The organism is Achromobacter sp. B7 (assembly GCF_003600685.1).
In the GTDB taxonomy this organism is placed as follows: Bacteria; Pseudomonadota; Gammaproteobacteria; order Burkholderiales; family Burkholderiaceae_B; genus Achromobacter; species Achromobacter spanius_B.
Genome location: NZ_CP032084.1, coordinates 4,570,379 through 4,590,975 on the forward strand (window position 1 = coordinate 4,570,379; position 20,597 = coordinate 4,590,975).

General features: G+C 60.7%; 22 protein-coding genes. 9 read left to right on the forward strand and 13 right to left on the reverse strand.

Annotated elements, in window-relative coordinates; translation table 11 throughout:
• Positions 1 to 42 precede the first annotated feature (42 nt).
• The 7 genes from DVB37_RS20655 (at position 43) to mobF (ending at position 8,933) form a co-directional block, all read left to right on the forward strand.
• A complete protein-coding gene (locus DVB37_RS20655; protein WP_162941255.1) occupies positions 43 to 1,092 on the forward strand; it encodes a helix-turn-helix domain-containing protein in 1,050 nt (349 codons plus the stop codon).
• Positions 1,093 to 1,827: 735 nt separating this feature from the next.
• Entirely contained in the window at positions 1,828 to 2,706 is an 879-nt protein-coding gene (locus DVB37_RS20660; protein WP_120156631.1) for a hypothetical protein, read from the forward strand.
• 44 nt (positions 2,707 to 2,750) lie between these two features.
• On the forward strand, positions 2,751 to 3,179 hold the full coding sequence (locus DVB37_RS20665; protein WP_120156632.1) for a hypothetical protein: 429 nt from the start codon (positions 2,751 to 2,753) through the stop codon (positions 3,177 to 3,179).
• Positions 3,180 to 3,188: 9 nt separating this feature from the next.
• Entirely contained in the window at positions 3,189 to 3,896 is a 708-nt protein-coding gene (gene stbB / locus DVB37_RS20670) for a StbB family protein (RefSeq protein WP_105558061.1), read from the forward strand.
• 86 nt (positions 3,897 to 3,982) lie between these two features.
• Positions 3,983 to 4,312, forward strand: a complete 330-nt coding sequence (locus DVB37_RS20675; protein WP_162941256.1) for a hypothetical protein — start codon at positions 3,983 to 3,985, stop codon at positions 4,310 to 4,312.
• A 63-nt stretch (positions 4,313 to 4,375) separates the two neighbouring features.
• Positions 4,376 to 6,004, forward strand: coding sequence for a type IV secretion system DNA-binding domain-containing protein (locus tag DVB37_RS20680; RefSeq protein ID WP_120156634.1), 1,629 nt, complete (start codon positions 4,376 to 4,378; stop codon positions 6,002 to 6,004).
• A gap of 55 nt (positions 6,005 to 6,059) precedes the next feature.
• On the forward strand, positions 6,060 to 8,933 hold the full coding sequence (gene mobF, locus DVB37_RS20685; RefSeq protein WP_120156635.1) for a MobF family relaxase: 2,874 nt from the start codon (positions 6,060 to 6,062) through the stop codon (positions 8,931 to 8,933).
• 269 nt (positions 8,934 to 9,202) lie between these two features.
• On the opposite strand, the gene DVB37_RS20690 is transcribed toward mobF, so the two are convergent.
• Positions 9,203 to 9,883, reverse strand: coding sequence for a hypothetical protein (locus tag DVB37_RS20690; protein ID WP_120156636.1), 681 nt, complete (start codon positions 9,881 to 9,883; stop codon positions 9,203 to 9,205).
• Positions 9,884 to 10,706: 823 nt separating this feature from the next.
• Here DVB37_RS20690 and DVB37_RS20695 point away from each other — a divergent pair.
• A complete protein-coding gene (locus tag DVB37_RS20695; protein WP_120156637.1) occupies positions 10,707 to 11,483 on the forward strand; it encodes an APH(3') family aminoglycoside O-phosphotransferase in 777 nt (258 codons plus the stop codon).
• Positions 11,484 to 11,564: 81 nt separating this feature from the next.
• Here the strand turns inward: DVB37_RS20695 and DVB37_RS20700 are convergent, their stop codons facing one another.
• From DVB37_RS20700 to DVB37_RS20750, 12 genes are all read right to left on the reverse strand, one after another.
• Positions 11,565 to 11,960, reverse strand: a complete 396-nt coding sequence (locus DVB37_RS20700) for a type II toxin-antitoxin system VapC family toxin (RefSeq protein ID WP_120156638.1) — start codon at positions 11,958 to 11,960, stop codon at positions 11,565 to 11,567.
• Positions 11,957 to 12,196 (reverse strand): type II toxin-antitoxin system Phd/YefM family antitoxin, encoded by a 240-nt coding sequence (locus DVB37_RS20705; protein ID WP_120156639.1) that lies wholly within the window; start codon positions 12,194 to 12,196, stop codon positions 11,957 to 11,959. The genes DVB37_RS20700 and DVB37_RS20705 overlap by 4 nt, the downstream gene beginning before the upstream one ends.
• A 138-nt stretch (positions 12,197 to 12,334) precedes the next feature.
• Positions 12,335 to 14,320 (reverse strand): ParB/RepB/Spo0J family partition protein, encoded by a 1,986-nt coding sequence (locus tag DVB37_RS20710; protein WP_120156640.1) that lies wholly within the window; start codon positions 14,318 to 14,320, stop codon positions 12,335 to 12,337.
• A 26-nt stretch (positions 14,321 to 14,346) separates the two neighbouring features.
• Positions 14,347 to 14,496 carry a hypothetical protein gene (locus DVB37_RS28420; protein WP_162941257.1) on the reverse strand — a complete coding sequence of 50 codons (150 nt, stop codon included), beginning with the start codon at positions 14,494 to 14,496 and terminating at the stop codon, positions 14,347 to 14,349.
• A 69-nt stretch (positions 14,497 to 14,565) separates the two neighbouring features.
• Positions 14,566 to 14,988, reverse strand: coding sequence for a hypothetical protein (locus DVB37_RS28545; RefSeq protein WP_205571578.1), 423 nt, complete (start codon positions 14,986 to 14,988; stop codon positions 14,566 to 14,568).
• Between the two features lie 18 nt (positions 14,989 to 15,006).
• Positions 15,007 to 15,237 (reverse strand): hypothetical protein, encoded by a 231-nt coding sequence (locus DVB37_RS20720; RefSeq protein ID WP_120156641.1) that lies wholly within the window; start codon positions 15,235 to 15,237, stop codon positions 15,007 to 15,009.
• Between the two features lie 13 nt (positions 15,238 to 15,250).
• Positions 15,251 to 15,682, reverse strand: a complete 432-nt coding sequence (locus DVB37_RS20725) for a hypothetical protein (RefSeq protein ID WP_162941258.1) — start codon at positions 15,680 to 15,682, stop codon at positions 15,251 to 15,253.
• Between the two features lie 487 nt (positions 15,683 to 16,169).
• On the reverse strand, positions 16,170 to 16,505 hold the full coding sequence (locus tag DVB37_RS28980) for a ClpX C4-type zinc finger protein (protein WP_120156643.1): 336 nt from the start codon (positions 16,503 to 16,505) through the stop codon (positions 16,170 to 16,172).
• 466 nt (positions 16,506 to 16,971) lie between these two features.
• The gene (locus DVB37_RS20735) at positions 16,972 to 17,166 is read right to left on the reverse strand and encodes a hypothetical protein (RefSeq protein ID WP_120156644.1); all 195 of its coding nucleotides are present in this window, start codon (positions 17,164 to 17,166) and stop codon (positions 16,972 to 16,974) included.
• A 3-nt stretch (positions 17,167 to 17,169) separates the two neighbouring features.
• Positions 17,170 to 17,424 carry a hypothetical protein gene (locus DVB37_RS20740; RefSeq protein ID WP_120156645.1) on the reverse strand — a complete coding sequence of 85 codons (255 nt, stop codon included), beginning with the start codon at positions 17,422 to 17,424 and terminating at the stop codon, positions 17,170 to 17,172.
• A complete protein-coding gene (locus DVB37_RS20745) occupies positions 17,421 to 18,068 on the reverse strand; it encodes a DNA methyltransferase (protein WP_120156646.1) in 648 nt (215 codons plus the stop codon). The genes DVB37_RS20740 and DVB37_RS20745 overlap by 4 nt, the downstream gene beginning before the upstream one ends.
• A gap of 300 nt (positions 18,069 to 18,368) precedes the next feature.
• A complete protein-coding gene (locus DVB37_RS20750; protein ID WP_120156647.1) occupies positions 18,369 to 19,268 on the reverse strand; it encodes an N-6 DNA methylase in 900 nt (299 codons plus the stop codon).
• 264 nt (positions 19,269 to 19,532) lie between these two features.
• Between DVB37_RS20750 and DVB37_RS20755 the strand changes: the two genes are divergently transcribed.
• Positions 19,533 to 20,522: an IS110 family transposase gene (locus DVB37_RS20755; protein ID WP_120156648.1), complete on the forward strand. Its 990-nt coding sequence runs from the start codon at positions 19,533 to 19,535 to the stop codon at positions 20,520 to 20,522.
• Positions 20,523 to 20,597 lie beyond the last annotated feature (75 nt).

Here is a 20,597-nt window from a genome sequence, read left to right on the forward strand (position 1 = left end):
CCCATTACCCGGTAATAACTCGCAGCAACGCAAGGGGCGAACATGAGCGTCGAAGCATCCAAATGGGCCAGAATGGCCGACGTCCAGAAATCCTCATCCAAGCTCGTGTTGCTGAACCTGGCACAGCTCGTTCGTTACGATGCCGACCACTGGACGGTTTTCGCATCGATCGACTACCTGGCCAAGGTCACGCATCTAAATCGCAAGACGGTCATCGAAGCCCTTGGCCGCCTTCGCGACTTGGGCGCGATCCAGGACACAGGGCGACGTGCAGGCGACAACCGTAGCAGCATAGTTTATCGCTTGTGCCCGAATGCGGTCCCTCTGATCGACCTTGCGGCTACCGGCGCCGTCGCTGGCGGCGAATCGCAGGCAGCGCAGCAAGACCTGGCGCTGCAGGACGGCTTTGAGGTTGACGATGGAAACGCGCCGCCGGCATCTCCGGCCGACGACCGCGAGACGAATGCCAACCCAAGCGGGCCGTCAGAGCGGGGTGGGGCCACAGTTGACGAGTCGCTGTCTCTTCCCAAGGGGGACGCACCTTCGCCGCACTGCGGCGGGACGGGCGGGAGTTTTTATTCAGTGTGCGAATCAACCGAAGCAACGGGGGCTGGCTTCGCAGCTGCATGCTTTCCCACTTCCCCTGCCGCAGGGCACAGGCCTGCCAGCAAGGCGCCCAGGGGAGCCAAGCGAAAGGGCCGAAAGCGCCCGCCCGAAGCGCGCGGTGCCGGCGCTGGCCCGACCAGACTTCCAGCGAGCTGGAGCCTGCCGGAACAGTGGCGAAGTTGGACGCAGGAGCAGCGGCCGCTTTGGACGCAGGAGAAGATCGACGCCATGGCCGCCACCTTCAGCGCCTACATGCGGTCCAGACCCGGAGAACTGGGCATGTCACCCGACTGGTTCGAGTCATGGCGGCTCTGGGTTTTCCGGGAACGCGACGCCGGAGAGACGGCGGGCATGGCCTGGCAGAACAGTTGGACCGGCATCGTGGCCACCGGCAAGAAGCTCGGCGTTGAGCAGGCTCCGAACGAGCCGCCGCCCCATTTCAAGGCGCGCGTATTCCTCGCCGCCGGACTCGTGCCGTCCCATTAAAAGTTGTCCACAGCCTGGACCCATATCGGGACCAGTCCCAGTTTTGGGCCTAGCCCGAAAAGCGTTTTTGCCCGTCCCAATTTGTCCTTTCGCCAGTACCGAAAACTGCTTTTTGCCAGTACCAAAAACGGTACCCAATAGGTATATATAGGTTTTATAGGTTTTAGAGAGAGTCGCGCGCGAGGCGCTGGCTCGTCGCGAACGCCGATCCGCCTACCCTCCGGTCGCTACGCTCCCTCCGCCCCGCCGCCTGCGGCGCCGGCCTGAACCCCTTAGCTTCAGTCCCCCTCCCCGCCGGCGCGATGCGCCGGCGGGCGGGGGAAAGGCAGCCCCCCGGGCGTTGCGGGCCTCTGGCCTCGCGCCGCCCCGACCACCACGGCCTGCCTGCCGAACACCATCAACGCCGCGCCACCGCAGCAGACCTCCCTGGCCACACCGGTGTCTGCGCCCAGCAGAAAAGGTCCGTCCCCTTCCCGGCGGACCTTCCGCCGGGCGGGGAGTGACAGGCCCCAAAAGCGCGGGGGCTACTGCCCCCCTGGCCGGCCGCCTGGCGGCGTCCGCGCTTCCGACCCCCCGGGGAACCGCAACGGTTCCCCCCCGCCCGCTCACGGGCGCGGCTCCCCCTCCTTCAACCCCAGGTTCTCCAGCCGGAGGGCGCCACCACTCACGTCAACTTAATCGCACGCCGGAGCACGGTCTCGACCGCTTCGCACCATCACCCTTCCGAGGAATCCCATGAAAATCTCCGACTGGAAAACCAAAGTCCTATCGCTATTTCGCCCTGCCCGGCACGATCACGCGCCCGTTCTGAGCGGCCCGCGCACCCTCGCCGCCATCGCCGACCGCAAGCCGGTCGGAATCACGGTCATCAGCACCGGCGAGCGATTCGTACATGCCCCGTCGCTCGAGGACGCCGTCGTCGATCCGCGCTACTGGTCGCCAGACCCGTATCACGACGACCTCGAACGCGCCGCGGCCGATGGGCTCAAGCGCTGGGACGGAAAGTCAGTGCGCGACATCGACACGGACCGCTTTTACGACCATCCGGATCTCGAGACGCACACGGCGCTGCAGGGCAGCGTGCCCAAGCAGGCACGCGCCGAGCGCTGGAACCCTGCGCCGCAAGACCATGGCTATCGGTCCAGCATCACGGTGCTGGCCGTCGACCGGCTTGGCGAGGCGCTCGTCAAGGAATACGTGGTCGATGATGCTCGCAATGCTGAAGGCTGGTCCTATACCGTCATGTCCACCGACCGAACCGCACAGCTCCTACGGGATTACGACGCCGCCGCAGATCTGACGCTCGGCACAGCCGAACGCCACCAAATCCGAACCGAACTCGTGCAGGCCCCCATCATCGGGGCGACTTATCGCGGTGAGCTCGTCTCCATCACGGGCGACACGGCCTATCAAAGAGTCGGGCAAGAAACCATCGCCCACTGGCTCGGAGCATTGGCCGTCAGGAACCCGCAGCAGTTCGTGGGCAAGGAAGTCGAAATTAGCTACCCCTGCGGCAAGCTCGGCCTTCTGCGCCAGGTCGACCCCCTTGCACTCGGAGCGACGGCTTTGCATAAGCCGAGCGCTGAGAAGTCCGCAGGCGGCTTCGAGCGCTAACCCGGCCTGCCGCGCAATCTACCGAACCTGGGGAACTACCCTCCATGCAACAGAATCACGCCCCGCCGGCGAATAGAGCCGAGATCGTTCAGCAGCTAAACAGGCTGGATGCCATCGACCAGCGCGCGCGGTTTCGCGCGCTCCTGCCGTTGATAGACCAGCTCGTTCGACGAGGGGTCACCCACGCCAAGATCGTTGAAACGCTGATCAACGCTGGCGTACCCGTGACCATCCTGTCGCTGCGGCAGGCCCTTTACCGATGGCGTAAGCGGACCGGGCCTGTGCCAATCGACGAGAACCGGGCTGACATCCGTTCAACGCCCGGCACTGCAGCAGATCTGCCCGCCGCAGCCCCCGTCACCAGTAGCTCGTCGACGAGCGGCATCCATAGCAAAGCCGACCTCGTTCGGCTTAGCCGAGCTTCAGATCCCATTGACCTCAATGAACTGGCCGAACTCGGCCGAAAAAAATAGGAACCCCGCATGAAAATCGCAACCGTCAACTATTCCGGCTCCGTCGGCAAAACCGTCACGACCAGCCACCTTCTGGCGCCCCGCATTCCGGAAGCCGAAATTATCGCCGTTGAGTCGACCAACGAAAGCGCTGCCGATCTCGGTCTGGATGTCGAACAGATGCGTGGGGGACAGTTCGGCCGCCTTTTTCGCAAGCTGCTCATGGCGGAAGCTGCAATCGTCGACGTCGGTGCCTCCAACATCGAGGACTTCCTGGCCGAGCTGGTGAAGTACGACCAGGCGCATCTCGAGATCGATTACTACGTGCTGCCCGTGGTCACTTCCGGTAAAGCGCAGCGGGAAACGATCAAAACGATCCAGGTTCTCGCGCAGATGGGTGTGCCGCCAGACCGCGTACGCGTGCTCTTCAATCGCGTCGATTCCGACGTGCGTGAGGAGTTCGCCGCCATCTTCGGATACGCCGTGCAGTCCGGCGATTTTCGCGCCAATCCTGAAGCAGCGATCTTTGAGAACGAGGTGTTCGATCTGCTGGCCAACAAGCGCACAACGATCAAAGAGATCCTCGCCGACCCGCGCGACTACCGCCAGGAGCTGCGCCAAGCTGATCGTGACGACGTGAAGCTCGTCAGCCATCTCAGCGACATGCACGCCCTACAGTCCCTGGCGCGTCCTGTTGACCGGCAGTTGGACAAGGCATTCGACGCCCTCTTCATGTAGGAGGCACAGTGACCGCAATACCGTCCGGAAGCCCGGCCACCTCCTCTGCTATCCCCCGCAGCAGGATGGAGCTTTTATACCGCGACATGCTGCAGGAAAGCGCGCAGCTCGTCGTTCTGATCGAGCAGCTGACCGTCCGGCAACAAGAAATCGCGGCAACGATGCAGGCGGTTCCGACCATGGTGCGTCAAGCTGGCCTGGAGGCGGCGGCCAATGCGGGCAGTCAAGCCGCCCGCTCGCTTCTTGAGGCCAGCCGCACCCTGGCCAAGTCGACCTCAGACGCCCGCGTTGCGACTCGCGTTGCCACCCGAGCGTTGCCGGCGGCCGCGTGGCGAGCTGGCGTGCTGTGCGGGGTCTGCGCGCTCATCGGCAGCGGGATCGGCGGCGCGTTGGTGGCCCTCGCTCTTCGCCAGTAGCCCTCGCAGGCCCAATCTCCAAGGCGCCCCGGGGCGCCTTAATCATCTTCCAAAAGGACATTCATGGCACCCGACATACGCCGGCGAATCATCAAATTCGTCCTCTTATTCCTGCCCCTTTCTGCGTGGCTTCTCACTGCCAAGATCATGTCAGGCATTCCGCTATCGCACGTTACCTGGCTAGTCCTGTCGCATTGGGTCATATCGACGCCGGACTACCCAGCTCTGATCGCGGCGCCGAGCATCGGCTTCGTTCTGGCCCTGGCAATCTCGCTCACGCTCAAAAAATACTCGACCAAAGAAGGCTTTGACGGCGCGGGGTACAAGAAGCACATACGCGGCACCGAAGTAGTCCCGGTAAAAAAGCTCGCTCAACTGTGCACCGAAAAAGGGAAGGCACAGATCGACGTTGCAGGCATCCCAATGCCAACCGGTATCGAAAACTTGCACCTTCTTCTGAACGGTGCGACCGGCAGTGGTAAATCGGTCCTACTGCGTGCGCTAGCCTTCTCTGCACTGAAGCGCGGAAACCGGTGCGTCATCGTCGATCCAAACGGGGACCTTTACAGCAAATTCGGACGGGCCGAGGACGTCTTACTCAATCCATACGACGCTCGTACGGAGGGCTGGTCCTTCTTCAACGAGATCCGCGCGGACTTTGACTGGAAGCGGCTTGCGCTCTCCATCGTACCCCTCGGGAAGGACGCTAATGCAGAGGAATGGAACGAATATGGTCGCCTGCTTTTGCGCGAAACTGCGCGCAAGCTGCATTCGCTAGGAACGCCCTCTGTGGAAGAGTTGTTTCGCTGGTGCACCATAGCATCGGACAACGACCTCCGAACCTTCCTCTCCGGAACCCTTGCTGAATCGCTGTTTGCCGGATCCGCCGAGGCGAGCAAGGCGCTTACGAGCTCTCGATTCGTGTTGTCCAAGTACCTTGCCGAGCACGTAAGTGTGCCGCAAGGTAAGTTCAGCATCCGTGACTGGATGGACACTGGCACGGGCAGTCTGTTTATCACGTGGCGCGAAGACATGATGGAGGCCCTAAAACCGCTCGTGTCTGCGTGGGTGGACGTCTTCTTGTCGGCGGTGCTTTCTCTGCCCGAAGATCTTCAAAGACGGTGGTGGACTTACCTGGATGAAATCCCGTCGTTGGAAAAGCTCGCCTCGATCCAAGACGGTTTGACCAAGGGCCGCAAGCAAGGACTGGGAGTGGTGGCCGGTCTGCAGGCGGTGTCCCAGCTTAGGGACATCTACGGTGCAGATAAAGCGCAGACCCTTCGCGCTAGTTTCCGCTCTCTCGTGGTGCTTGGTGGGTCGAAGACCGATCCAGAAACGGCCGAAGAGATGTCGAAGGCCCTGGGTGAGCACGAAGTGGCGCGGCCGGAGTATACCGACAGCCGTAATCCCGGCAGTTCGCGCAACACCAGCGAACGCATGGTTCGCTCTACCGAACGAGTGGTGACGCCTGCGCAAATCCAGTCGCTGCCCGATCTAACCGGCTGGGTTGCCTTCGCTGGTGATCGGCCGATTGCCAAGTTCGTTCTACAACCAATGACCTTCGCGGTACGAAATGCCCCGTTTGTAGAGGCGAAGCGCGCCGGAGCCCACAGGATGGCAAAGTCGCCAGCTGACGACCCCCAATCATGGTCGCCGGTGGATCTGCCCGAAGATCCGACCATGGCCGCATAACCATTTCACGCCGGACCGTCACCGTTCAGGGCGGTCTGCGCGTCTTGGAAATCTAATGATCTCTTTGAAATCAATCCATCGGAGCGCCGCCACAAAGGCGTCGCATTACTACGCAGACCAGAAAGACGATTACTACAGTCGCGACGGTACGGCCGCGCAATGGCAAGGCAAGGCGGCCGACGCACTAGGGCTTACCGGCGCGGTTCAACAGGAGGAATTTCTGCGTGCGCTGCGCGGTGACTTTGGTCCAGACGTCAAACTATCGCGCTCTATCAGGTTGGATGCTGAGGCACGCGCGGCACTGGATATGACATTCTCTCCGCCTAAGAGCGTCAGCATCCAGGCGCTGGCCGGCAAGGATCCGTCAGTCATCGAGGCACACGACTGCGCGGTGAGCAAGGCGCTGGAATTTCTGGAACATGAGCTACTGCGCGCGCGCCAGACGGAGCAGGGAATAACCACTACGGAGCGGACGGGCAACGCGGCTATCGCGAAGTTTCGACACGAGACGGCCAGGCCCACCGACGGTGCTTATTCGGATCCCCAGCTGCATACCCACGCACTGTTGATGAACCTTACCCAACGCGCCGATGGGCGCTGGGTCGCCATATCGAACGATGAAATTTATCGATTGAAGTCCATGGTGGAATCGGTGTATCACGCCGAGCTGGCCAGCGGCCTGGAGAAGTCCGGCCATCAGATCCGCTACGAGGGCAAGAGCTTCGAACTCGCGCATATCTCTCGGGACCACATCGAAGGGTTCTCCAAGCGTTCGCAGGACATCAATGCTGAACTGGCGGCATTGGGTGAAACCCGCGAATCTGCGAGCAGAGCACTCAAGCAAACTATCGCCCTCAAAACTCGCCTGGACAAGGCCCCCGAAATTTCTCGCGAAGAACTTCAGCGTGACTGGGAACGACAGGCGACTGAACTCGGCATTGATTTCAATGGAGCAAAGCAACCACTGGAAAAGGAAGCCGGATTGGAAAGCGGCAAGCCACCCCGGCAGGAATTGACGCCGGAGGCGGCTGCTCTGATTGCGGACGAATGCCTCCGGTGGGCGATCAAGCACCACACCGAACGCGAATCAGTGATGGACGGAAAGGAGATGCTGAAGACCGCGCTGCGCCGTTCGCACGGCATGGGCATAAAGCTGGGCGACCTCAAATCGGCCGTCAAGCGCTCACTTGATAAAGGCCATCTGATCCTTGGGACGATTCAGTACCGGCACGCGAAGGATAAAGACGGCGCCGGCGAATCGCGGTCGGACTTGGTCGCCGCCCTCGTTGTCGGTGGCATGAGCAAGAAACATGCGGAAGAAAGAATCCGCATTTCCATTGCTCGAGGCGAGCTTGTTCCGACCGGCGCAAGGTACACCACACAGGTGGCTCGGGAGCGCGAAAAGCGAATCCTTCAGATCGAGCGCGAGGGGCGTGACCAGGTCGCGCCAATCTTGGATATTCAAGCAGCCCAAAGCGCTATGGCTGGCCGCTCGCTCAAGCCTGGCCAGCTGGCGGCCGCCAATCTGATCCTCAGCACGCCACACCGGTTCATCGGCGTCCAAGGCCTGGCGGGAACCGGAAAGTCGCACATGCTGGCTCAGGTCAAGGAGGCCGCTGAAGCTGCGGGCTTCAAGGTCCAGGCCGTGGCGTCCTACGGCAAGCAGATCGAGGCCCTGCGGGAACTCGGAATGGAATCCAGGACCGTAGCATCCGTTCTGGAGGCACGTCAGAAGGAGCGCTTCAAACTCGACCCGAAAACCGTCCTTGTCATCGATGAGGCGGGCGTGGTCCCTGCCCGCCTCATGGAACGCCTGATGAAAATGGCCGAGGCCGACGACGCACGCATCGTCATGCTGGGCGACACGGGCCAAACCAAGGCCATCGAGGCTGGCCGCCCGTTTCACCAGTTGCAGGTAGCTGGCATGGCTACGGCCCTAATGGGCGACATCATTCGCCAGAAAACCCCCGAATTGAAGGCTGCGGTGGAACTAGCGGCAAAGGGTCAGGCGTCGGCCTCCCTTGGCGTGTTAGATCAGAAGCTGAAAGCGGTGCACACCATCAAGGACGACGGCGAACGATATGACGCCATAGCGACGCGATACGCAACGCTGAACGACGATGAGCGGCGGGAGACCCTTATCGTGACCGGGACGAACGATTCGCGAAATGCCTTAAACGAGGCCACCCATCAAGCACTTGGCCTCGGCGGCCGCGGCTTTGAATTCAAGATGCTTACCCGACGTGACACTACGCAGGCAGAACGGCGAGTGGCCAAGTACTTCATCGCTGGGGATATTGTGCAGCCGGAGCGGGACTACAAAGCTGGGAATTTGCGGCAGGGCGAGATGTACCGCGTCATTGGCGCGCTTGCCGGAAAGCCCAATGACCTAGTCGTTGAGCATATGGAAAAGAAGGTCCGGACCACCTTCAATCCTGCGCGTGCCGCCAAGTTGTCAGTCTACGAACCAGTCAAAGCAGAGTTATCCGCCGGCGATTGGGTTCGGGTGACGAGGCACAACGCGGCTCTTGATTTGGCCAACGGTGATCGGTTTGAAGTGCTCGCGGTCACGCCCACAACGGTCACCATCGGCGGCAACGGCCGACGAATCACGATGAACGCGGCAACAGCACCGCTGCATCTTGACCGCGCCTACGCGTCCACAAGCCACAGCGCGCAGGGACTGACATGCGATCGCGCGCTGATCAACTCTGAGAGTTTTAGCCGCACCACGCAGCGCGACGTCTACTACGTGGCGATTTCCCGAGCACGCTTTCACACGGAAATCTATACCGAGAATGCCGCAAAGCTGTCCGGCGCCGTGAACCGGCTCGAGGAGAAGACGGCGGCGTTGGACATAGGCTTGGAATCTACCCGTCCATGGCGACCACACAAAGCGCCCGTAGCGATGGAACTCCACACTAAATAGGATGAAAAATGCAATGAATTCAAACGCCGTGCTTCACCTAATTAGCATGGTCAGCTTTGTACACGTTGGAGGTACCAACAGGGAGCGGGCCACTGGCGAAAACCAAGCTCGTGCAGACGCATGCAGCCTGGATGTTTAATGAGAGCTTGAAATAGGCGAATTTGGGCGAAAAATGACTCCATCGAGCGTGCCAGATGGGGTCGAAAGTCACACCATGCCTAGTGTTGGGTAATGCTCGCGGTGCGTTGCATGCAGCACCGAGAAAGAGATTATGCCGGCGCGGGCCCGGCATCTTTCGGGCCTTCTTCGCCGAGCAACACATGCATCGTCTGAACCAGCCGTTTCTCCACGGCGGCGCCCTTATTCTCCGCCTCATCTCTCAAGGGAAAGCCGTTCTGCCGCCAGATTTCCAGCATGATATCGACGACATCCTTGTCGTCGTGCTTGACCCTGTCCTGTCGGGCGACGTTGGTATCAATCAGGCAATACCACCAGTCGTTATTGAATGCACCGATCGCATCCTCCAGATCAGGAAAGTAGAACTTGGTGAGCATGATGAGGTGCTGGCCAGAATCCGTTGGATGCGCGGCCGGATTTCCTGTAATGAGCGTTTCGAATGAATGCCGGTAAACATCCTGCGTCTTCAGAAACGATTCCATCAGCTCTTCCAACTTCTTGATCCGCAGGGTGTGCAATTCCCCCCGCTTGCCGATCTGGCTCTTGATCGTCTCCGTGGTGTTCGTCGTCGTGGTGAGCTGGCCCTTGATCTTCTCTAGGTCGGCGCTGATCGCAGCGTTCGTGGCGCGCGTCTTGAGGTAGGCCCCAAAGAACGATCCACCGGCGGCCACCACCAGCAGGATCGCCATCGACACTAACTGCTGCTGCCAGCTACCCAGTCCGGCCAGCGCATTCGCCAGCTCGTGTATGGCGGTTACAACCTTCTCGTCCATGCAGACGTCCTCCCGATTTCGGCAGCCGAAAGTCTACTTGAACAACGACGTTTCGATCCTGTCAGGACGACCGAGTCCGTGAGGATCGGCCGCGCTGAGGCGGTGATGAAAGACCGTCAGGCTCAAGAAACGGGGCGGTGCGGGTCAGTGTCACGCTGAGTTCTTTACCAACGGTGGGTTTGTCTCACCGTTGTCTCAATGCTGTCTCACATCTGTCTTATGTGTGTCTCATGTATGTCTAATTTATGTCTCACACATGTCTCATATGTGTCTCACACATGTCTCAAGGCGGGGGGCCGGACGCCGAAAATGCCGAAAAACGAACAGATGTATACGGCGGAAACTCGCGCAGAGCAGCGGCCCTGGTGGCCTGCGGCATTTGTGGACCGTTCGTTGTCAGACAAAAGAAAACAACCTGCCGCAAGGAAAATCCAAAAAAAACAAAGAGATGAACCCACCCGGAGGGTGCGTCCTGTGTGGTGGCTTTAAGGGACCCGCCGCCGCCCTGGCGGCGGGGGCCTTAAGGACACCTGTGAGCGTCCGGGGGACGCTCACGAAGTCGGAAGGACGGCCCCGCCGGCGCAGCCGGTGGGACTGGGCGCTCCGATCCAAAACGCCGTACATCCAAAGCAAAGGGCCGCCCATAGGGCGGCCCTTTGCTTTGCCGGAGTTGCGACCATCGAACGTCAGCGAATGGGGCCATTTTGATACACTCGCCGGCCGACGCCGCCTGTCCGGGGTCGATCGGTCATCAGTCCGGGGATTCGTATAACAAACGTTCGTGCCACTGGACACAAATCAAAATCTTGTAGACAAGGGCAGCATGGACAAGGATATCCCGACCAAATGGCGAGAGAAATTAGCCGGAGCAGTCTTCGAGCGGCAAGTGATCGGCGAGTCGGCGGCAGAAGTGTTTCGCGTTCGTTGCAAGACCGGAAACCAGCTATTTCTAAAGTCCGAGTCCGCTGTCTTGCAAAGCGAGCTTGCGGGCGAAGCTGAGCGCCTTAGATGGATGACACGGCTAGGTCTACCCGGACCTTCAGTTCTCGATGAAGCGACCGAATATGATCGCCACTGGCTACTCATGACGGCTGTCCCGGGTCTCGATTTGGCCAGCGCAAACCACCTAGAGCCGCACCAGATCATAAAAATGTTGGCCGCAGCGCTACATTGCCTCCACAGTGTGCCAAGTGAGACCTGCCCCTTCGGAATCAGTCTCGACGAGCGCATCGCGGCCGCCGAAAATCGCGTCAGAAAAGGACTCGTTGACGAATCCGATTTCGACAGGGCATTTCAAGGACGAACCGCTAGGGAACTGCTCGCTGAGTTGTGGTCAACGCGCCCAGACGCTTATGAGCGAGTAGTGGTTCACGGGGATGCCTGCTTACCGAACTTCATCGTTGATGGACACACCTTTGCGGGATTCATTGACTGTGGTGGCCTAGGCGTTAGCGACCGTTATCAAGACCTCTCCTTGACCGCAAGGAGCATTGCCCGTAATTTGGGGCAGGAGTGGGTTGATCCATTCTTTCGCGAATATGGCGTGGAACCCGACGCGCAGCGTATAGCGTTCTTCTGCGCACTCGACGAGTTATTCTGACCAAGGTGGTGTCGCGAACGCCGAAGCCTCTCAAGCAGCGGCCGCCCGAGGGCGCCCTTTTGCATTGGCTGATGGGTTACATCACCAGATGGTCTGAACGTGGGGATAGTCCCGAATCTTCGAGTCAGCAGTGACCAAGGGTGCAGACAAATGCCGCGCCGTAGCCACTATGAGCCGGTCGGCCGGGTCTTTATGAAACTCCCCAGGAAGCTCAACCGACTGGACGGAAATCCGCACATCCACCGGCACGAAGCGCACGGCCGGAACCTGGACAACGGTATCAAGCCAATCCGCCGCGTCCATCGTCAACGCAAGGCGTCCAGCTTTGACCAGCATTGCAACCTCCCACGCTGTGATAGCCGAGATCAAGATCTCCCCGTCCTGGCCCTCTGCGTCGATTGCCTCCCGTGCCGCGCGACTGAGCTGGGAATCACCCGAAACCCACCAAAGCAGAGCATGGGTGTCCAACACAATCATTGAGCAGCCTCCCAAAAATCTTCGCCAATCGGCGACAGCGGATCATCGAACCGCACGACCGACCCCCGCAGCACGGCCAGCGGATCCCGATCAATCGCCCGGTAGGGGCGGATTTCCAACGCGGGCTTGCCGTGATCCGTGACAACGATGGGTTCCCCCGTTGCCTCCACTTGCCGAAAAAACTCTAACGCCTTCGCCTTGAATTCGGTTTTCGATACCTGTTGATGACTATGCACGATGCGCCCTCCAAGCGGTCATTTCATATAGTCATTTTAGCATAAAAGACTATTTAGCATGGTCATTTTTTGCGTGCCCGAATGGCCAGCAATGCCCCCTATGCGGCCCGCCGGACGTCCGCCCGGCGGGCACGGCCACTACGTTTTGGCCAGATCGTTCTTCACGTCCAACACCACATTCACCGGCACGGGCTGTCTGCGCATCAACTCGGGAACCCACCGCGTCTCTGCCAGCAGTTCCTCGGCTGCCGCCGCCGCTGGTCCCTTCTTCATCGCCAGCAGAGGTTTGGCTTGGTCGGCACCGGCTGCGTCGGCAACAACAGCCGCGATTCGGTCCTTCGACACGTGCGCGAGGTAGGACTGCGCCGTCGGCTTCCACCATTTGCTCATGTCCAACTCGACCAGTTCGCCCAAGCGGTCAAGGTGCTGGGGTTCTTCACCGTAGGAATTGCTTTTGCGGCGGTAGATCGAAGCTCCCGCCAGCACAGCCAGCAGCTCGATCAGGTCCGCGTGCGGCTGCTCCAGCAACCAGGGCAGCACCGCCACGCCGTCATCGGGAGTCTGCTTCGTGACGGCTTCAATGTGCGCGTGCACCGCTGCCCAGGCCGGGCTCTCCTTGATGCCAGCGTCCGTGTTCGCCAACTCGTGGTGCGCAGTTCGCAACGAAAAATCGAACGTGTCTCCGGCGCTGCTGCGGCGGCTTCTGTCGAAATCCCCCAGCATTTGTTCGATAAGCAGGCAGAGGGCGAGCGTCGGGCGCATCATGATTTCGGCTTGGAGCGCAATGACGCGCTGTGCCTGGAGCCGGTTGGTCAGCGCCTCTGAATGCACGGGCCGCGTCATAATGGGGGGCAAGTCTACGCCCGCCGTTTTCTGGCCATCTGCGTCGTTGCTTCGCTTGGCTTGTGCCACGGCGTCGCGCTCGTCCTGACGGATCAGGCCCCGAGTGACGGTCAAGTCGCCTTGATAGTCCAGGTGCACAATCGCGCCGCACAGGGCTTTCAGGTCGGCCGGGTAGTCGTAAAGCTCGGCCTGGATTTCACGAATCTGCCCTTCACAGCCGCGAATCACGCCGCGAACTTTGTCCAGGTCGGCCGCGCCGAGGCCTTCGGACTCTTGCAATTCAGCAAGCTTTGTCCGCGCCGCTTCGATCTTCTTTTGCAGTCCGTCGATCTGCTTGGCCTGGGCCTTGGTCGGCTCCTGGTTGACGCGCTGAATCTCGCCAAAGGGCTTTTTGTCGGCGTACTCGAAAGAAACACGGCATTCCACCCACAACCAGCCCTCTGCCTGCACCGCCTTGAACAGCTTGGACCGCTGCATCTTGGCAGCGCCCATGCTGCGCACCTTCTCCGGGTCGGCCAGATAGGCGTCGTTCTCGAATAGGTCGCGGCGAACTTCCCCGCCCGCCTTCTCATACGCGGCGACGGTCACGTACCGCGCCACGGGCGAGTCGCCGCGCATTTCAGTTTCGGCCAGCAACTGGCGGATGTGGTCATCGCGGTTCCAGTATTGGCCCGCCGACGCCTTCCATGCCGCCTCCTGGCGGGTGTGGTCGGACACGGAAGCCAGCGCCTGCATTTCGTCCATCTTGATTTTGCCGTCGCGGAACAACTGCATGAGCGTGGGCGAAACGCCGCCCAGCGCCAGCAGCTTCTTGACGGCCGATTCTGAAGCGCCATGCGCGGCGGCGATGGCCGCAACCGTCCAGTTTTCGGCGCGCAGACGCGCATAGCCTGCATACACGTCTGCCGGGTGCATCGCCTTGCGCCCGAAGTTTTCGACTAGGCTGGCGTGGTAGGCGTACTCGCTCGGAATGACGAGGCAAGGGACCGGGTAGTCGGTTGGGAAAACGCCGCCTTCGATCAGCAGGCCAAGGGCTGTCCACCGCCGTCCGCCCGCGCACACCTCATAGGAGCCGTCCGGCGCTGCGACCACAACGAGGTTTTGCAGGAGTCCGCCCATCGCCTGGATGGTGGCTTTCAGCTCCAGAATCTCGGTGTCCTGTTTGCGGTCCTGCGCACTTCGTGCTTGGTACGCTTCGCTGAGGCGCAGTTGCGAATGCGGGATATCCATGCGCGTGGCGGCGGCGTGGATGGCGGCGAGTTCGTTGGAATCGAGTTTCATCAAAATGCTCCGGGTCGATATCGAGATCAATGCAGTTGCGCGGGGATTTCGGGCGCGTCAATCGCCGCGATGAGGGCAGCAAGCTGGCGCATGGTCATCGCGGGAATGCGAAAGCCCAGGCCCAGCAAGTGAGCGCGGCGCATGTCGTTCGCCAATCTGATAAAGTCGTGGTTCATCACGATTCTCCTAGTCCGAGGGTTGCGGGTGATGGCCCTTGTCGGTTGCAGCCGACAGGGGCCTTTTACTTAGTAGCCAAGCCAGTTCAGCAGGTCGCGCCCGCGATATAGCGGGTGGTTCCCGTTGTCGGTGAAAAAGTCTTCGGCGCTCAGTTGGTGATCACGGATCTCCTGCATCACCTGGAACCGGGTCAACACGGCTTCCTCTGCCGCGTCCTTTTCGCGCAAGCCGTCCGCAGCGACTGGGCCGGTGTCCAACAGGTCGGCCAGCAGTTCGATCATGTCGGGCCGGTGGCCTGTCCAGGCGACCAACTCGTTTTCGATGGCGACGGCCAAGACCGGCGCGGTGTCATAGCCTTTTGCCGCGAGCGCTTGAGCGAAGTCGGCAGCGCTGCGTTCGGTGAAGTCGATGCCGCGCGCGGCAAGATCATCCTTGGAAAGCTCGCACTGGACGCAAGCCAGGTGGGTGTACAGAACGACGTCGCAAGACATGGCGGATTTCCTTGTTGACTAGACTTCGGTTGAACCGATCCAGGACGTTCCCAGGAACGCATCGCAGCCGATCACGGCCGATTCAGGTTGCACAGCGCAAAGCCCCTCATGTGTCCAGCCGTGTGCCGGTGCCTGCTGGACGTGCAGGGTCGACCCATCCAGGCCGCGCAGGAGCAAAGGCTGGTGGCGCAGTGCGGTCAGAATGTCCGGCTCGCCTTCCATCTGGTCCGTTACGTACTTGATAAGCATCTGGGTTCCCCTCTCAGCCGTGATGCGGGCAAGGATTGCCAGAACCATCGTTGCAACCCGAACACGCTGCCATCACTACGGTCTCTTCTGCTGCGTCCCAGCCGTCCACCCATGCGCTTGCCAGTTCGGCAACATCGGCCAGCAACGGCGGTACGTCGTCGGCGTCACGGCCACGGGTGAAGCCTTGGCGGCCTTGAACGTGAGCCAGCATTTGCGCGTAACCAAGGTCCATGAAACGGCTGTCTTCATCGAACATCCCTGCTGCTTTGGTGTGAGCAACGCGGGCGTCCAGGCCGCGAAGGAACACCACTGCGGGCTTCGGCATTGCGATTGTCTGAACAGTGTTTGCCATGGCTATTTCCTTTACATTCAAGAGCGTTTTTGGAGCGCTGACCGATCCTGAAGAAGTCGTCCGAGCGTAGGTTTGTTGGATTTGGTTGTTCATGGTCTTTCCCTCCGCGTTATTCGCATCCGTTCCTGTGAGGCCTGTCCGTGCCGTCCGTGGCCACGTAGTGACGACTGGAAAGGGCCGGAGCAGAGGCCGCATGCGGAGCGCAGCCGAAGGCGAGCACCGAACGGGTGAGCACCGGACCCTTGGAGGGAGAAACGCAGTGGTACGGTCGGCGTTTTAGGACGGGGCTCGCGGGAATGGATGCATTGCGAGAGACAGGGCGGCGACACCAAAGCCAGGCGCGCGCCGAGCGCCCCTACCCGCGCGCAGCGCGGGTCAACCTGGCCGCAAGGCGGCCGGCAAGCGGCAGCGCGCAGCGCCGGCAGGCGCGAAGGCGTGAGCCGACCGTAGGGAGGGTAGGACTGAAGCCCCGCGAGGGGGTGAGACTGGCGGGGTTGGCCAGGCTCAACGCGAAGCGCGATGGCCCGACCCGTAGGCGTAGCCGCAGGGGCACGCCCAACGGGGAGTCGTGATCAAAAAATTAGTGCTGAGATTGGGACCCGGGCGGCATCGAGACATTCAGCAAATCCAGGGCCTTATTTGCCCTATCTCGTGCGTCGTCGATGATTTGATTCTGCCGAACGATGTACTCGTACAGAGCTTTGGGGCTGTTTTCCGCCTCGACCAAGCCTTGGTCGTTGATGATTTCGGTACACAAATCTACGCACTCATTGCAGATTGCAAGCGCACTCGCGCCAGGGGCGTTCTCCCGTGCGATCAGTTTGTGCACTTCGTTCTGAGACTTATCGCAAAACGAGCAATGCAGCGCGGCCGGCTGCTTTTTACGCCGTGGGTTTTTTTTCTTGTTTTCGTCCATTTGGCGCAGGGGCCGCGTCAACGCGTCGCGAGGTCAGAGAGGTGCGAAATCTAGCATATGGCACGCCGATCCGAACGGGTGTTTATCCCTAGTGCCCTACCCGTCTTGCGGTGGCATTCTCAGGCAAATCGCGCGCGGATTTTTCGGACGAGGAGAACCACTTTGGACGGTACCCTGGTTATCAACGGAGTCCGGGCGACGTATCGGACCATTCAATCGCCGAATGGAAATGGGGTCATAGCTGAAGTGCAGTATGCCCCGAGCGGACCGTGGGAGAGCGTCGGCGGCGCGCGCGCGGTATTCGCGGATGACGCCTTGGCTCGCCGAGCAATCCAAAGTCATGTCACCGCGGATTGGTCCAAAAGACTGAACATTACCCGGCGACTGTGAGCGCGCCTCCCTGGACAGCCTTGGACGTCTGATAGTCCAAGTGAGATAGCCAGGCCGCCAGGCCTGGCTATGCCGTTCAGCCGTTTCGGTGATGGTCCACCATGCCGGCCAAGTACGCCGCCTGCAACGCCCTCCAAAGATCACATGCTGGTATTTCGTGATAGTCCTTGGAGCTGATCCACTGAAGTTCCGTACATTCCATGTCCAGAATCTCCAGGGCGATGTTTTCGATGGCCAGTTTCGCAGTGGCGGATAGCTGGGGCATTGCCATGCTTCACTCCTTGTCCAGCTGGGCCAGCACTTGGCTGGCCAGCTCGTTCAGATCGATTGCCGACTGGGCGATGGCGCGCAATTCTTCCAGCGGCAAGGCTTCGAGGAATCGCCCCATGCGTTGTTCAATTTCCTGCGCCGCCAGCACCGGCCAGGCGCCATATGCGGCGATCGCGGACAAACCGCCCCGATTGTTGCGGCCGTAGCCGTGCAGGTATGCGGTTAACCCATTCTTCAGTTCGTTTTCATCCCGGCTCATGCTGCGATCCTTTCCTGGTTGGCCAGCGCAAGGCGCTGCACTGCGGCGCCGTGATACTTCGGGTCCATTTCGATCCCGTAGAAGCGTCGTCCGGTTTGGCGGGCGGCCACGCACGTGGAACCAGAGCCGGCGAACGGGTCTAGAACAATGTCGCGTGGGCGGCTAAAGGTTTCGATCAGCGGCGTCAGGCATTCGACCGGCTTCTGGGTCGGGTGGTGGCGGTTCCCGGTGTACTTCCATGGCAGCACATCGGGCAACGGTGTCGCCGGCAGCGCCGGCTGGCCCTTGGCCAGCAAGTAGGCTGACTCGTGCTGGTACGCCAAGAATCGCGCATTTGACTGGTATTGCTTGGCGAACACGATGTGGCCGACCACACGAAAGCCCGCCGCGCGCCAGGCCGCGAAGAACCGATCCACCCGGTTCCAGCCATAGAACGAAATGCAGAACGCATCATCGCGAAGCACGCGGAACATCTGGGCAAACGCTGGCGTCATCCATTCATCGGTGCGGTCATTGGCGATGCTCCGACCGGAGCGGTCCACGTAGTTAACGAGGTACGGCGGATCGGTCAACACCAGGTCGACGCAACGATCTGGCAAGGTGGGAAGAACGGACAGGCAATCGCCCAGGACAACACGACTCATGGTTGGCTCCTTGCGTGCAGCAATGTCAGCCGATCTGCATTGCACTGCACGGGGCAGGCGGGCGCAGCCCACGAAAGCGCGGTCAAGGGACGTGGAATAAATAGCGAACGCGGTGAGCGGTTCATGCCGCGAAAGCCCTTGAAGATGGGGCCGCGGCTACAAAGCCGCGCGCAGCGGCCCTAGCGTCCGTGCGGGAGTGGGATGCGACTGTATGCTCCGTGCAGTGCTTGTTGGTCTGCATGTGCCGAAGGTGGCGCGTCGCCGGCGCGCCAGGCCCCGAGAGGGGCCATTGCAACCTCGCTAGAAGAGCGACATCTGGCCAGCGGCAGCAGCTTGGCGGATGGCCTTTAGAATGGCCTGCGGCGGCGCATCGATCTCAGTCGATGGACTGTCGGCCGCCACCTGGTCGACGTGGATCTCGTCCATGGCCGCCGGCGCCTGCAGTAGCGCTCGAGCGCCCTCCTCCGCTTCGCGACGGCGAAGCCGTGCGCCCCAGCCGCCCAGGATGTGTGCGGGCGTAAACCACTGCTCCCGGCACTCGCCCGTGAGGCCGTTGCCATGAATCACCACGGCCGGCACGTGCAAAAGCGCCAGCTGAATGAATGTCATATGCACGCAGCGCTGATCGATGTCGATTGCAGTCGCGTGCATGCACCGCTGATAGTTCAGCTGCGCATCGTGCATCGCGTGCGCCGCCGCGATCAACATGCCGCCGGCGCCGCAGGCCGGCTCCAGTACGCGAACGAAACCGTGCGCGCTCGTCTTGTCGACCAAATCCTGGCCATTGCCCATCATCATGTTGCCCATCAGGCGCGACACCTCATAGGGCGTGAAGAATTGTCCGGCGCCGGCGTTGCCCATGTCGAGCATCATGAACGTGCTTCCCAGCACGTCGCCAAAGTCTGCTGCCTGAACCCGGACCTCGTAGGCCATGACCAGGTGCGAGAACGCTTGGACAAGCTGGTCGAGTTCGGCTCGCTCGTACTGAGCGATCACCTGCAGGTAGCGCTGTTCGCGCGCCTCGCGCTGCGCCAGATCTGCTCGGGCCAATGCGATCGCGCAGACCTCCACCCAATCGGTCCAGACGCGGTCGATGCCGCGCGTACGCGCGACCTGCCGAATGAGGCTGACGATTTCTTTCTGATGGGCGTCGGCGCTGTTCAGGAAACGGCGTTGTTGTGCATTTGACGTTTTGGCCATGTGGTCTCTCCGGTTGCCAGGGCGGGAATGCCCGGAACTTGAGAGGCACGGCGCAGCGCAGCGCTTGTATGTTGGTGCCAGGCCAGCATGGTAGATTTTTTACACCGTGGAAGCGGTTAGACCGGCCCGTGCAGTTAGCCTAGCGCTGGGGCGTCATAGCCCGTACTTGAGTAAAAAACCCACGAGCGCCGTGCTGGTCTTCCTGAAGCCCGAACGGTTACGCGCGCCATTCTGAGCGCGCATGCACAAGCAAGGGAGCTGAAGATCATGTCTATCTCGTCCGTAACGGTGGGAATTGACGTCGCAAAAGCACACTTAGACATTTGTGTACTGGGGGCCGAGCTCACCGCACTCAGAGTCACTAATGACGTAGGAGGATTTGCGGAAATCACAACTCTTCTACAACCGCATGCGGTTGGCTTGGTGGCAATGGAGGCAACAGGGGGTTATGAGGCAACACTCGCGCGTGCGCTTCAAGCCGCAGGTCTGCCCGTAGCGGTGATTAATCCAAGGCAGGCACGCGACTTCGCGAAATCCATGGGTCGCTTTGCGAAAACCGACACTGTGGATGCTCGAATGCTTGCGGAACTGGCCGCCGTATTGGTACGTCGAGATGATGCGGCTCGCTTTGCCCTTTCCCCTTTTGATGACCACCGCGCCTGGCTGGCCGCCCTGGTGACGCGCAGGCGTCAGTTACTGGGCCTTATCAACTCCGAGCGCCAGCGTCTGCACACCACGCCCGTCCGATTGCATTCGAGTATCAAGGCTGTGGTGGAGGCGATAGAAACCCAGCTGGCTGAACTCGAATCCGAGATGGTCGCTCATGTAAGGCAGCAGTTCTCCCAGTTGAACCGCCTTCTTCAGACAGTCAGTGGGATCGGGCCCGTGGCTAGTGCCACGTTCATTGCCGAGCTTCCGGAACTTGGCCGATTGAACAGGCGCGCGGTAGCAGCATTGGTCGGCGTTGCTCCTATGGCTAATGACTCGGGAGGAACCAAAGGCAGGCGAAGAGTTCAAGGCGGGAGATTTGAGATACGTCGGGTGCTCTACATGGCTGCGCTAACTGCCGCACGTCACAACTCGGTCATCAGGGACTTCTACAAAAGATTGAAGGCAGCTGGAAAACTCCCCAAGGTGGCGCTGGTCGCTTGCATGCGCAAGCTATTGACCCTCATTAACGCGATGGTTCGAGATAACAGGGAGTGGGATAGCTCACTTCACGACGCTTCATCTTGCGTTCGTTTGAAGACATAGCTTCAAAACGAGGACTCGCGAGCAGGGCCAAGATGCGCCCAGGCCTGACACCCCGGCTGGTCCCGTTCCGAGGAC

Bases quoted from the DNA above. Each gene is read 5' to 3' on its own strand.
- DVB37_RS20655 (WP_162941255.1), top strand. From the start codon at position 43: ATGAGCGTCGAAGCATCCAAATGGGCCAGAATGGCCGACGTCCAGAAA.
- DVB37_RS20660 (WP_120156631.1), top strand. From the start codon at position 1,828: ATGAAAATCTCCGACTGGAAAACCAAAGTCCTATCGCTATTTCGCCCT.
- DVB37_RS20665 (WP_120156632.1), top strand. From the start codon at position 2,751: ATGCAACAGAATCACGCCCCGCCGGCGAATAGAGCCGAGATCGTTCAG.
- stbB (WP_105558061.1), top strand. From the start codon at position 3,189: ATGAAAATCGCAACCGTCAACTATTCCGGCTCCGTCGGCAAAACCGTC.
- DVB37_RS20675 (WP_162941256.1), top strand. From the start codon at position 3,983: ATGCTGCAGGAAAGCGCGCAGCTCGTCGTTCTGATCGAGCAGCTGACC.
- DVB37_RS20680 (WP_120156634.1), top strand. From the start codon at position 4,376: ATGGCACCCGACATACGCCGGCGAATCATCAAATTCGTCCTCTTATTC.
- mobF (WP_120156635.1), top strand. From the start codon at position 6,060: ATGATCTCTTTGAAATCAATCCATCGGAGCGCCGCCACAAAGGCGTCG.
- DVB37_RS20690 (WP_120156636.1), bottom strand. From the start codon at position 9,883: ATGGACGAGAAGGTTGTAACCGCCATACACGAGCTGGCGAATGCGCTG.
- DVB37_RS20695 (WP_120156637.1), top strand. From the start codon at position 10,707: ATGGACAAGGATATCCCGACCAAATGGCGAGAGAAATTAGCCGGAGCA.
- DVB37_RS20700 (WP_120156638.1), bottom strand. From the start codon at position 11,960: ATGATTGTGTTGGACACCCATGCTCTGCTTTGGTGGGTTTCGGGTGAT.
- DVB37_RS20710 (WP_120156640.1), bottom strand. From the start codon at position 14,320: ATGAAACTCGATTCCAACGAACTCGCCGCCATCCACGCCGCCGCCACG.
- DVB37_RS28420 (WP_162941257.1), bottom strand. From the start codon at position 14,496: ATGAACCACGACTTTATCAGATTGGCGAACGACATGCGCCGCGCTCAC.
- DVB37_RS28545 (WP_205571578.1), bottom strand. From the start codon at position 14,988: ATGTCTTGCGACGTCGTTCTGTACACCCACCTGGCTTGCGTCCAGTGC.
- DVB37_RS20720 (WP_120156641.1), bottom strand. From the start codon at position 15,237: ATGCTTATCAAGTACGTAACGGACCAGATGGAAGGCGAGCCGGACATT.
- DVB37_RS20725 (WP_162941258.1), bottom strand. From the start codon at position 15,682: ATGAACAACCAAATCCAACAAACCTACGCTCGGACGACTTCTTCAGGA.
- DVB37_RS28980 (WP_120156643.1), bottom strand. From the start codon at position 16,505: ATGGACGAAAACAAGAAAAAAAACCCACGGCGTAAAAAGCAGCCGGCC.
- DVB37_RS20735 (WP_120156644.1), bottom strand. From the start codon at position 17,166: ATGGCAATGCCCCAGCTATCCGCCACTGCGAAACTGGCCATCGAAAAC.
- DVB37_RS20740 (WP_120156645.1), bottom strand. From the start codon at position 17,424: ATGAGCCGGGATGAAAACGAACTGAAGAATGGGTTAACCGCATACCTG.
- DVB37_RS20745 (WP_120156646.1), bottom strand. From the start codon at position 18,068: ATGAGTCGTGTTGTCCTGGGCGATTGCCTGTCCGTTCTTCCCACCTTG.
- DVB37_RS20750 (WP_120156647.1), bottom strand. From the start codon at position 19,268: ATGGCCAAAACGTCAAATGCACAACAACGCCGTTTCCTGAACAGCGCC.